Genomic DNA, 11,233 nt, shown 5'->3' on the forward strand with positions numbered 1-11,233 from the left:
TAACGCAGCTGATCGAAACTCTGCGCAACCTTCCCGCAGCCCTGGGATGACCCCCAGCGTCTCGGATTGCGGCTGTCGCACAGCAGGAACTTTCCGAGTCGGATTGAAACGTCCGGGACGGCGGGGGCTGCGGCTCCCACTGCAGTCGCACAGCAGGAACTTTCCGAGTCGGATTGAAACATCGACCCTGCGTGTGTCGGCATTTGTTCTGTGTGGGCTGCGGAAAGTGGAAGGTTGACGTCGGAATTCGGCGTATTTTGGGTGTGGATCATCAGCTGTGTGTGGGTGGGAGGTCCCCGGGCCTGGGCTTCTCCGGGTCGACGAAGTCACCTGGCTTCTGTACAAACGCGACATGCGGGGTCATCATGGCTGGGTCGTTCTCCCCGGGCATCATCCCAGCAGCGAACCAGGCGGCCTCGGAGTCGTTTCCCACAGGGCGGCTATCGGTAGGGATACCATGCGGTCGCCGAAGCGAAGGGCTCCTTGCCGTCCGGTGTGTAGGACAATGCCGTGGACGAACTGGGGGCCGAGAAGGCCGTGAAGGACGGCCATGCCGCGGAAGTCGTCGCCGGTGACGGTATCGGCCGCCTTGCATTCGATGGCGACGATCTGGCCGTCGTTGCGTTCCAGGACGATGTCGACTTCGGCGCCACCGCTGACCCGCCAGTGGTGGAGGCGCACCGAGCTGTCGCTCCAGGTGGCCTGTTTGGCCAGTTCGTTGACGATGAAGGTCTCTAGATGAAGGTCTCTGTCAGCGGGCCGCAGGACGGCGCGACCGGCCTGGGCGCGGTGCCGCGTCGACCTCGGCCTTGACCGCCCTGACCAGGGCGTCTCAACCTCGCTGAACCTCATCGATGAACCGTGGCTCCGAGCCGCTACCGGTGAAGGCGACCGGGTCGCTGGTCGCGGCCTGAAGGGTCTGCTCGTCGTCGAGGGTGAGGAGGGTACCGCCGTGGCGGTCCCGCATGTGCCGCAGCAGTGTGGTCTTGCCCGACTGCCGGGGGGCGTTGAGGATCACGACGTGGAAGACCGAGAGGTACTCCTCTGCGATCGTTTCGCAAGCACCATGATCGTATAGCTGGTTCAGGGGGTCCGGCCTCGTCGGCGTTCCGTGTCGTCGCTCTACGTACGCCGATGCCTCGTTCGTACCTGTTACGGATACCCTGCTGTGCCCTGTGCCACAGTGTCCCCTAGTCTGATCTGTTCTCCGTTGGCAGGCGGATGGCCAGGGTGACCGGCAGCACAATGATCTTTTTCGCGCTGCCGGCGGCCCGAAGGCGCATAGGGGGATAGGTGAAGATCGGACGTGGGTTCCCGGCGTCGAACGGCTCGGGGGCAGGAGGCTGTGATCCGCGTGGCTGTGGTCCGCGAGACAGGCCATCGGGACGATTCGCCAGGTGTGAGCCGGTGTTGACAGGTATTCCCTGCCTCCCGTACGTTTCGGGGACGGCCCGCACATGCAGTCTGCGGCCCAGGTCGGGCGTTGTCCGGCCGACGACCAGGATCATTGCGATCCCGGTCCCCTGTGAAGCACCCAGAAGCTCTGGGTGCTGTGACGCCTAGATGGCGTTTGTTGCTCACCGTGCCGTCCGTGGTTCGGCATGCCCTTCACAGGAGGACCGATGAATCCGCTGACCATCGCCGACATCGCGCATGAGAACGACGAAGTAGCCTTTGCCGCCTACACCGAGCTTGTCGGCCCGGCGTTGTGGATGCGGATCGTCCGCGGCGTCCACCGTGCCAAGCCCGGTACGTGCGCCTGCCGGCCCGAGCGCCCACCCATGTTCGACATCGCGGACGAGATCCTCGGGCCGCTCTGCGGGCGCTGCACGGACCTGTGGACCGACCGGCTCATGAGCGGCTACCAGGTGGTGCGTGAGGCGCTCGCCGGCCAGGTGCCGACGATCACCAGCGGTCCGAACGCCGGCCAGGAGATCCGCGAATGGATTGTCATCCGGGAGCACTTCGCCTCGGCGGAGGCCGAGCGGCAGGACGTTCCCGTTTTCGGCGCCATGCTGCGTGACTTCGCCCCCCGGGAGCGGACCCCGCCGCACCTGGACTGGCTACGGGCGGTGTGGGCGCAGCTCGTCCACTACCCCACGTCCAAGCGGATCATTCCGACCGTACGCCGGGAGTCGGCCGCGGAGCGCGGCCTGCCGACCCGTCCGGAGGTGGCGATCTGCTCGGCGGAGTGGGCTGCGCCGCTGCGCGTCGACCCGGCCGACCGGGACATCCTCATCGAGTTCCTGCTCGGCGTCCGCGACGAGATCACCGACCCGTTCTCGCTGCCGGACATGCAACTGAAGTTCGGTCTCACCACGGGGGAGATCGACGAGCGGCTCCAGCGGTCGCTCGCGCTGCTGCGCCGGTACAACCGTGACTTCTACGAGCGAGCCGTCGCCGTACCGCTTGCCGGAGCACATGGCGCAACCGATCCGGACGGGCATGGGTGCGCCGGCGAACATGTGCCGTCCGTCGAGGACGCCTGCGTGGCCGAGGTGGACGCGCACGTTGCGCGGAGCGCGATCATAGCCGAGCTGGCGTTCAACCCTGGCCGCGGACGCGCGCACGATGTTGGCAGCGGCAGCGGCAGCGGCAGCGGCAGCGGTGTCGGTGTCGGTGTCGGCAGTGGTGTCGGCCCGAACCCCGTCATGGTCCGGTTGCTCCAGGTGATCATCGACGCCGGGGACGGCAGAAAGGTCGACATCGTCGCGCTCTTCCGGCGACATCTGCGGTTGGACGAGGAACGGGCCCGAGCCGAGGCCGCCCGTTTCGTGGGCCTCGTTGTCGGGGCCGGTGTCCGCTGGGTCGACGTTCTGCTTCGCGCGGTTGACGGTCGGGCGGCGTGATGTCGAGGAACAGCACGGTCAGGCCCGTCACGCACCCGACCGTCATCCGGACGGCAGGGCGGCCCATGCTTCCAGCAGATCCGCAAGATCATGCGCTTGCGTGGGGGTCAGCACGACAGCGCGTGTCACGGGATGGACGGGATCATCGGGGTCGCGGGCCGTAGCCGTAGCCGTAGCCGTTTCCGGTGCCGGCGTTTCGGGGCCTGCGTTCCGCGGAGCACAGGCCCTTGGGGAGCGTTCCGGCCAAGAGGCGATCTCAAGGCGGATGCCGTCACTGACCGTAGTTACCTGGACGGACTGTGGTGTGTCCGGTGTCGACGACGGCGGGTCGGTGATTTTCCTCCGGCCGGCGATCCGCAGCAGGCCGGGTCGTTCGAACACGGCCGTGCCGCTGGTGCGCAGCAGGTCCGCGACCCGGGGGCCTATTGCCTGGTCCGGTGCGTCCGTCCAGGTCAGACGTAACGGGGGAGTGCGGCCGTCGTCGAGTTCCAGCACCGCACGAGCCCCGGCGAGCCGGAGCGTCACCGGCCCGAAGCTGCCTTGTACATGCCGGGAGGCAAGCGGGATGCCGGCCAACGCCGCCAACCGACTCTCGCTTGCGTTCACCGACGATCCCTCCCTTCAGGCAATGACTTTACGTAATCGCTCCATGGTGCTCTTCCCTGTCGGGTGCCCCCGGTGCGGCCGACCAAGGCCATCAGCCCATGACACCACCGTCGTCACCATCCCGCTCTTCAGCGGCCGTATGGTGACCCGGAGACCTGGCTCTCCGGCGGCGCGAGAAAAACATGATCGCGCCGCCTTTGGTCCTCTGAGCGTCGGTCAAGCGGCCGGATTCGTTCCAAAGCCGACCAAGGATTAATGATCGAATGTCGTCGAATCATGAAACTGAGGGACCATACAGTTGTGACAGCAGCCGTTTTCCCATTCAATTTCTTGATTGAAAGAAGATATATGACTATTTGACCGGCGCTCGGCCACTGCGGTCGTCGCTACCGGTCCTTTTCGGGGTGGACGGGGAGGGGGCCGGCGCCGAGGTCGGGCAGGCTGACGCCGCGGTCGTCCTGGATGCGGCCGCCCTGCTGCTGTTCGTTCTGGACGAACCACTCGAACGAGCGTCCCCGGGGATCGGGCGGTACCGGGACGTCGACCCGCAGGCCGTTCGGCCGGACCCGGGGATAGTGCACGGGCGTGGACGGATCACCCGTGGCCGCGGCGAGGAACGCCCTGATGTGCGGGACCTTCTCGAACTGCTGGCCGCCAGCCACCGCCTTCCGGAATTCTTCGACGGTTTCCCGGGCCGCCACGGGAAAGCCGTCCGACGGGGGTTCCTCCGGGGTGAGCGAGCGGTAGAAATCAGCCCACGACCCGCCCGTGCGAAGGTCCGTCCGGGCCGGGTCGACGGTGAGCCGGACGCTGCCGAAACCCAGCGGTTTGCCCAGTCCCAGCCGGTGGAATCGGCCCGGGTCGCTGCTCGGGCCGGCGCCCAGGTCGAGCAGCCACAGCAACGCGCCCAGCTCGACCGCGGTGAGGTTGCGGACGTCGACGGTGAAGGTGAACGTCGTGCCGGGCCGGACCCAGCCGTTGATCGACCGGTTCTGGTCGTCGCGGTTCTCGTCCTTCACCCCGCCCGACTCAAGCGTGGCGAATGCCGTCCCGTCGCGGTTCAACGGGTTCGCGCGCGGATTGTCATCGGGCACCGTCGAATTTCGCGGCCGGCGGTACTCCTGGTAACGCCCGCCGTCCAACTTCTGGGTGCGGTCCTTTATCGGGTCCTTCCAGTAGCCGTCGGGCAGGCCCGCATGATGCGGGTAGACCTTGCGCCCGCGCAGCATCCGCCCGGCGGAGACGAACCAGTCCCCCTTGGGCAGACCGGCCGGCAGCGGTGCGGGATGGCCGTTCCGCTCGGCGCCGACGTAGAAACGGCCCTGACCGGGTTTGGGCTGGCCGAGGATCGCCAGCGGCAGCCCCCGGCCCTGGAAACGCTCCACGGCGGGCCCGCCGGCTGACGGCGGAAGATTTTTCTTGTCGGCCGGCGCGTCCGATGTCTGGTCGCAGACCACCGGGCCGACCCGCACACCGCCCAGCCACGCGCCGGCACGGTCGTCCCCGCCGGGTACGGCCCGGTCCTCGGTGCGGACCCAGCCGAACACCCTGTCCGCCGGGGACAACTCACTGATCGTGTCCGCGGGCCGGAGGGAGTGGTGCAACAGCACGCTCGGCGGGACGCTGAACAGCTCCCGCGCGATCGTCACCGGATACAGGCTGTCGATCTCACCGCGGGCATCCAACCGGACGTAGATCAGGTCACCGTCGGTGAGTCTGTCCGCGGACTCGGAGCGCTCCAGATGCCTGCTCCAGCCGCCTTTCTGGATGTCGTCCCTGCTGTCGTCATCCGGTTTCTTCTGCTTGACCTCACCGGGGCGGTGTGCCGCCGCGTAGCCGTGGATGATGTCGCACCAGATACCCCGCAGCCGCTTGTCGAGCGGGTACGTCTCCCGCAGGTCGTCGTCGGTGTCGAAGAAGAAGACCCGCTCGTCGTGCTTGCGGTCGATGTTCCGGTTGGTGACGCACACCCAGCCGTCGACCACCTTCTCCCGGCCGATCGGCTCGTACCATGATGCCTGCCGCTGCTTCGACGTCCGCAACTGTGCGTGCCCCGGTTCCTGACCGGGCTCGGCGAGCGAGCGGACCCACCAGAGCTGGAAGTCGGGTTCGTGCCTGTTCTCGCGGCGGTTCCACTGATGATGTTGGACGAGCTGGATACGCGCCCGGACAGGCGTGCCGTGCCTGAGCCGTGAGCCGTCCGGCATCACGATGTTGAAGTCGGCCTGGTCGGGGGCGCGGACGTTTTTCGAGCCGGCTGACGTCCAGTAGCTCGGCAGCCAGGCCGCGTGCATGGGTGGGCCCTGGCGGCTCCCGCGGCCCAGGCTGCCTACGGGTGTCGTTCCGGGCAGTAGTTCGATCTCGGCGGTGTCGCCGTCGCCGATCACCCGCGCCGGGATGGACTTGAACCCCTCCCCAGCCGCCATCCGGTAGCCCAGCCGGCCGTCATGGCCGGTGAACACCCCGAACCGGGAGTTGGTCACCGCCTCGTAGGCGCTGCGCAGCATGCCCTTCACCGCCGTCGGCGGCAGGTGTGGCTTGCGCTCCTTCCGACCGTCCGGCGTGGTCACCTTCCGTTCCAGCACCGGATAGGTGGCGTGCCAGGTTTTCTCGTCGCGCTCGACACGGGGAGTGTCCAGGAGCAGCAGGGGCGTGCCCACCGTGAGGGTGACGCCGATCGTGCCCGACCAGCGGTCCTCCCGGAGCCGGTCGTGACCGGGCAGGCGGTGGCGGTCCGCCGGGTCGTTCACGTCGCCGAGGGTCTGGTGCCGCTCGTCGCGTTGTGGCGCAGGGACGAACCCGTACGGGTTGATGAACGCGTTCAGCGGCTCGGGCGGGCGGTAACGCGTGTCCCGCGGGACGCCGGCGGTACTCGTCTGCCGGCCCCCCGCCGCGTGCCGGGACGGACGCGCCGGCGCCATGTGGCGCGGGGGTTGACGGGTCGCTCGTGGGGATGACGCGGGGTGGCTCGGACGCGGCCCCGACGGCGGGGTGGAAGCGGCAGCCGGCGCTGATCCGGTCGGCGCCGGCCCGGTCTCGACAGCCCCGGGCGCCGCCGTCGCCGCGGCACCCTTGTCCCGGATGCGCTTGGCCCGCCCGCCCGTCCAGTCGAACTCGACGGACCGGCCGGCCAGGTCGTCGTCGCCCAACGCGGCCAGCGCCGGGTCGAGGAAGCGGCGGTCGAAGCGCCGCTCGCCCCCGCTGTCCTCGATGATGACGAGCCTGCGGGCGCCGTCCGGGGTGGTCTTCCAGTTCAGAACGCCGAAGCGGCTGCTCATCGGGTCGCCTCCGGGAGACGGTCGGGCTGTGGACTGCCCGCGGCTTTGGACTGTTCGGGCGGTGCGAGGAACAGCTCGACGAGCCGTTCCTCGGCGACATAGGCGTTGCCGTGCTCGGGCTCGGTCGTCACGTACTCGACGGTCCGCAGGAAGACGCACTCGTTCTCACGGGGCGCCCGCGACACCGGCACGTCCAGAAGGCCGATCCGTGCCTCGGCCAGGCGCACCCACAACGGCCCAGTAGAGAGCGGCCCAGTAGAGAGCGGACCGGTGGAGGCGCCCGAGTCGTGCGAGCGCAACGGCCGACCCCACAGCAGGTATCTGTTGTCGATCTGTTCGACGGCGTACAGCGGGTCGAGGAACTCGCCGAGCGGCCGGCAGATGTCCGGTGACTCCGACAGGACCACGGCCGTGCCAAGGCCGTCACCCTCGTGCAGCCACCGCAGCTCCGCATCCTTGTTGAAGATCCGCGCCTCGAACACGGCATCGGGCCCCGACGTCGACAGCGGCAACGCCCGCTCGGTGGACGTGCCTGCGACGCCGGCCCCGTCCGCGAACGAGCCCTTGCCGGGCACGGACAGCCGGCCGCCGGACAGCCGGGCCACGGTGTATTTCTTCGCGCTCGCCAGCAGCGCCACGGCGTCGCCGAGGTCGGCCCGGCGGATCGCCTCGGGCAGCGAGATGCCCGTCGACCCGGCGGAGCGCAGAGTCGTGGCGGTGTGGGCTGTCATGCCCGGCTCCCGTCTACATGGTCCTTGTCGAGGTAGTCCTGCCAGCTCCGGGTGTAGGCGACGACCGCCGGCTCCCGTAGCAGCGCGTCGAGATCATGCGGAGTGTCGGAGATCCCCGGAAAGCCGCTGATTCTGATCGATTGCACGGCGATGTCGCCGTGGCCGCGGTTCACACCGTGGCCGAGCCGTATCCGTCCGGCCGCCAGGTCCCGGAGGACGAGGAGCAGCAGCGCGAGCGCCGGCCGTGCCAGGCTCCCGCCTTCGCCGCCATCGGAGCCCGTGGGGCTGGCGTCGAACCGGCTCAGCCGTCGCAGGTCCACGGTCAGGCTCAGGTCCTGCCAGTCGACGTGGTGCGGTTCGAGGGTGCTGTAGAGGCGCTTGTCCGCGGCGCCGCCCGTCCACCGGTCGATGGCGACATGGTCGGCCTGGTCCATGTGAAGCTTCTTGAGCGTGGACCGGACCTTCGGTGGCAGATACGCCCGGGGTTTCTCCCCCGAGCGCTTCGGACGGTTTTCGGGCTCCTCGGTCAGGCCCTTGACGTGGGCGCCGTTCACCGCGCGCCAGAGGCCACGGGGGATGGCCTGCTTCGAGTAGCAGTCGTCCGCGCCGAGCGCCCCGATGCCGCGGCGTGCCCGCACGCCGTCCCCATTGCTGTTTTCATCGCCGGCTGAGTTGCCGTCCGAGTTGCCGTCCGAGTTGCCGGCTTCGGTCCCGCCCGCGGTCGTGCCGGCGGAACCGAACAGGGCACTCACCGCCCCAAGATCATCGAGCTGTTCCCGGAACCGTGCCGACCGCCGTGGCCCGGCCGGTACGTCGAGTGGATGGGCGGCGTCCCGTGAGCGGGCGGTCCGCTCGATGCGCTCCGCGTGCGACCGCAGCACACCCTTGATCGAACTTCCGGGCAGGACGAGCGCCACCTCGTCGTCACCGATCCCGCTGGTCAGCGGAAGCGCGTCGATCGCGAACCCGTCCGCCCCGGAGCGCACCATCACCGGGGATGCGGGACGCCAGGCGATGTTCACCCTGAGTAGATCGGTGTCCGGGTTCTCGCCGCCGAGACCTGCCGCTGTCAGTGGAGCGGTTGCCGCGGTCGGCAGCAGGCCGAGGGAGCCGAGCAGCCCGTCCAGGCTGTCGAAGCGTTGCTCCACGATCTCCGGCTCGCCGGCCAGGACGACGGAACCGAGACCGCGGGTCCGGGCCGCGCCGAGCCGGACCCGGCCCCCCGCGAGCGCGAGCAGCAGCGTGCCGAGCATCGCCGTGGCCGGGTCGGCGTCCCGGTCGCCGTACGGGGACTCCAGGTCGATCTCAAGGCGCAGGTGGGCGCCGCGCGGGAGCACCGCCCGCCCGTAGAGAAAGCCGTGGGCGACGGTTCCCAGCACCCGGTCGATGCCGATGCCCGAGCGGGCCTCGACCCGTGACCGCGGCAGCGGGGCGCCGGGATCGGCGCCGGTCGTGACCAGGCCGTCATACACGACGACCCGGCTCGTCGAGCCGTTGTTGGAGCCGTTGTCGGAGCCGTTGTCGGCGTCCCGCTTCGAGTTGCCCTGCCGGTCGTTCTTCTGCGGGACGCTGCCCCAGATCCCGTCAAGGACCAGCCTGTCGGCGATCGACCGTCCGGCGAAGGCGCGCAGCGCTCCCGCGAGGCTCGTGCCCGGCACATACAGCCGCGACAGCCCGTCCACGGCCAGCGCCAGGTCGACGGACGGGTCGCCGCCGACACCCCCGACGTGCAGCGGCGTTTCCAGCCGCAGCCAGCCGCGGACCCGCAGCCGGCGCACCATCGGACGCCCGGCCCGCATGCCGGCGTCCGGGGCCGATCCCGATCCCGATCCGGTTTCGGTGTTCGACCTGGTCATGCCCTCACCCCTTCGTGTATCCGGTCGTGCTCCGTGGCCGGCGGACCGTCACCGTCACCGGCCACCGCCCGGCGGTGCGCGGTCAGACAGCTCGTGACGAGCGTGCGGACCGCTTCCGCCCACAGCTCGGTGTCGGCCCGGAGCCGGTCGGCGCCACCGTCGGTCACCGTCAGCTCACGAGCCCCGCCGGCGTCGCCGAGCGGACCTAGACCCAGCAGGCTCCAGACCTCGGCACGGCTCGTCAGGAGCCGCCTGACCTGCTGACACACCGTCTGGGGCCAGCGATCGGACAGCCGGTCCAGCCAGTAGCCGATCTCGTCCTCCTCCCCCAGCCGGGCCAGGACGTCGCGCAGTCCACCGAGCTGGGTCGGCGTGACCTCGTCCTTGCCGGTGTGGGCGAGCCCGAGGGCCTTCTTGCGCCCCTCGGCCGTTGCGGCAACCGCCGCCGCAGCGCGCTGGATGTGCGCCCGCCACGCTTCCCGCTCGATAACCTGCGCTGTCGCGTACGCGGCCCGATCCCTCGGCGGGACGAACGGCGCCTGCCTCCTGTCGCCCGATGGCGGGTACTTCTGCAGTGTGCCCGGACGTGTCCGCAGCAGCGGGTCGTCGACGGCGATCTGACCGAACCCCTCGGCGGTGCGTTCGCCGATGCCGGCGGCCAGCACCTGGCCCAGGTTCTCGCGCGACGGGCGTCCGCTCGCGGTGAAGGTCAGGACGCTGCCCGCGGCAAGCCCCAGCAGGGTCGGGCGGGGAAGGCACCAGCCCCGCTGCCACGACTCGACCCGCCGGGTCGCCGTCACCCGGTCCGTCAGTTGTCCGGGGATATGGGCCTCCGGCTGCGCGGAAAGAACATGATCGCGCAGCCTTTGGCCCTCCAGAGGCCCAGGGATACGGGCTTCCCGGAGGGCGAGGGCCACCCCCAGCCTGGCGCCGAGCTGGCCGGCGAACTCGCGGAGGTCGGTCGACGGGCGCAGCCGCTTGTCCCGGAGCAGGACGTCCGACAGCAGCCATACGGTGATCGTCTGTTCGGTGTCCGCTCCGGAGGCCTCCGCATCCGGCGCCGCCCACGGTGCCGGAGAGCCCTCGACGGTCACGGTGACCTGCCCGTAGTCGTCCTTGGCGGACCGCCCGACTGCCCACGTGCCGGCAAGCGCGGTGTCGGCGCCATCGGGTAGCAGCCCGGCGCGTACGCGGACCTCCGCCCGCAGCACCGACCTCGCGGCAATCGCCTCGTAGGTGTAGAGGCCGACCACGTCCGAGGTTGGTCTCTGCCGCTTGTCGTCGATGACGTTGTGGGTGTGGATCGTCAGATGACTTTCGCGGATGGTGATTGCGAGCGGGTTCGAGTCGTCCGGCGCGGGCCCCGGGGGCGGAGGTGACGCGCCGACATAGGTGTTCTTGTACGGTCTGGCCGCGGCGCCCGGTTCCCGGGGCACCTCGACCAGCCGGTTGACCGCCGCGGTCCGCTCCTCGTCATCTTTCGCGTGGAACCAGGTCCGGGGCAGCGGCCGGCCTCGCTCGCCGTCCACATCGACGGTCGCGTTGGTCACGACGAGATGACCGGCACGGGCGAGCGAGTCGGGATCCCACCCGTCGACCTCGGCCAGTCGCCGTAGGACCGCGGGCAGCAGTATCGACCCGGGTACGAAGTCCAGCGACCGTACGGCGTTGCCGATGGTGCGTTCCTGCACGATCAGCGGCGTCTCGAGGTGCATCCGTAACGTGATGACCTCCCAGCCGGGGCTGCCGGGACGGTCGGGACTGCGCGAGATCGTCGTTCTCTCGAACGGGCGGGGGACGGGCGGAGCGACCCCGTCGCGTGCCCGCAGCCATTCGGCAACGCTGTCGAGCGTCGGCAGCGTCGGCAGCGTCGGCAGCGTCGGCTGCGTCGGTGCCGCGGCCCGCGCCCGGGC

General features: G+C 69.7%; 7 protein-coding genes and 1 pseudogene. 1 reads left to right on the forward strand and 7 read right to left on the reverse strand.

What is annotated here, in order from left to right; genetic code table 11:
- Positions 1–390: 390 nt before the first annotated feature.
- Both CV1CTNOD_RS27995 and CV1CTNOD_RS25935 read right to left on the reverse strand, forming a co-directional pair.
- Positions 391–852, reverse strand: coding sequence for a DUF4143 domain-containing protein (locus tag CV1CTNOD_RS27995; protein ID WP_207386592.1), 462 nt, complete (start codon positions 850–852; stop codon positions 391–393).
- A complete protein-coding gene (locus tag CV1CTNOD_RS25935; protein ID WP_207386593.1) occupies positions 833–1,018 on the reverse strand; it encodes an AAA family ATPase in 186 nt (61 codons plus the stop codon). Before CV1CTNOD_RS25935 ends, CV1CTNOD_RS27995 begins: the two co-directional genes overlap by 20 nt.
- Before the next feature lie 604 nt (positions 1,019–1,622).
- On the opposite strand from CV1CTNOD_RS25935, the gene CV1CTNOD_RS21705 reads away from it, so the two are divergent.
- Positions 1,623–2,849: a hypothetical protein gene (locus CV1CTNOD_RS21705; protein WP_131787817.1), complete on the forward strand. Its 1,227-nt coding sequence runs from the start codon at positions 1,623–1,625 to the stop codon at positions 2,847–2,849.
- 42 nt (positions 2,850–2,891) lie between these two features.
- On the opposite strand, the gene CV1CTNOD_RS21710 is transcribed toward CV1CTNOD_RS21705, so the two are convergent.
- The 5 genes and pseudogenes from CV1CTNOD_RS21710 to CV1CTNOD_RS25090 all read right to left on the reverse strand — a co-directional run.
- Positions 2,892–3,455 carry a hypothetical protein gene (locus CV1CTNOD_RS21710; RefSeq protein WP_131787818.1) on the reverse strand — a complete coding sequence of 188 codons (564 nt, stop codon included), beginning with the start codon at positions 3,453–3,455 and terminating at the stop codon, positions 2,892–2,894.
- Between the two features lie 386 nt (positions 3,456–3,841).
- Positions 3,842–6,733 (reverse strand): TIGR03986 family type III CRISPR-associated RAMP protein, encoded by a 2,892-nt coding sequence (locus CV1CTNOD_RS21715; protein WP_131787819.1) that lies wholly within the window; start codon positions 6,731–6,733, stop codon positions 3,842–3,844.
- Complete coding sequence (gene csx19 / locus CV1CTNOD_RS21720) at positions 6,730–7,464, reverse strand: type III-D CRISPR-associated protein Csx19 (protein ID WP_131787820.1); 735 nt, start codon at positions 7,462–7,464, stop codon at positions 6,730–6,732. Before csx19 ends, CV1CTNOD_RS21715 begins: the two co-directional genes overlap by 4 nt.
- Positions 7,461–9,320: an RAMP superfamily CRISPR-associated protein gene (locus tag CV1CTNOD_RS21725; protein ID WP_131787821.1), complete on the reverse strand. Its 1,860-nt coding sequence runs from the start codon at positions 9,318–9,320 to the stop codon at positions 7,461–7,463. The genes csx19 and CV1CTNOD_RS21725 overlap by 4 nt, the downstream gene beginning before the upstream one ends.
- Positions 9,317–11,233 (reverse strand): annotated as a pseudogene (locus CV1CTNOD_RS25090) (hypothetical protein); the annotation flags it as partial. The pseudogene CV1CTNOD_RS25090 and the gene CV1CTNOD_RS21725, both read right to left, overlap by 4 nt.

This window comes from Protofrankia symbiont of Coriaria ruscifolia, assembly GCF_900634745.1.
GTDB classification, from domain to species: Bacteria; Actinomycetota; Actinomycetes; order Frankiales; family Frankiaceae; genus Protofrankia; species Protofrankia californiensis.